The sequence below is a fragment of the Coprococcus intestinihominis genome (assembly GCF_040096555.1).
Classification (GTDB): Bacteria; Bacillota; Clostridia; order Lachnospirales; family Lachnospiraceae; genus Coprococcus_A; species Coprococcus_A intestinihominis.
Genome location: NZ_JBBMEK010000539.1, coordinates 1 through 579, shown reverse-complemented (window position 1 = coordinate 579; position 579 = coordinate 1). Strand labels below are relative to the sequence as shown.

The following is a 579-nucleotide window of genomic DNA, read 5'->3' as shown; positions in this document are numbered from 1 at the left end:
AACTGAAAACAGAAAAGAACTCCTTCAAGAATATGGGTATAGATTATGAAGAAAAAGCTTTCTATGATATTTTGAAAGCAGTTTCCAAGAAGTTTGAGTTTGAATATCCGGACGATAAAATGATTGAACTATCCAAGAGGATAAAGTTGATTGTTGATGATAAGTCACGCTATACCGATTGGTCTGCCCGTGATGATATTAAGGCAAACTTGCAAGTGGATTTGATATTGCTGCTTGATGAGTTCGGCTATCCGCCAGTAACCATTGATGATGTTTACAAGGAAGTTCTTGAGCAGGCAGAGAATTTCAAGAAGTATGCACAGTAAATGAGAGGTGTAAATGTAAATATGTTTTATGACGATTTAAATACAGAAGAACAAGTATCATACCTTATTAAACCAATCCTTCAAGTCCTTCAGGAAGCAGGTGGACAGTTAGAGCGTTCTGAAATTAGAGACAGAATTAGTGAGTTAGATGAGCATATTGCTGAATTTGAACAGAAACTATATACATCTAATAAAACAGGAAATCAGTACAAAAAATTTGATTTTAAGTTTAATTTTGCTATTAAAGAGCTTA

The 579-nt window shown here is 33.9% G+C and carries 2 protein-coding genes; both read left to right on the top strand.

Going from position 1 to position 579, the window contains the following annotated elements; translation table 11 throughout:
* Positions 1-326: type I restriction enzyme endonuclease domain-containing protein (locus WMO25_RS18720; RefSeq protein WP_349086765.1), on the top strand; the 326-nt coding region annotated here is incomplete at its 5' end.
* Positions 327-579 (top strand): winged helix-turn-helix domain-containing protein (locus WMO25_RS18715; RefSeq protein WP_349086764.1); only part of this gene is annotated, 253 nt, incomplete at its 3' end.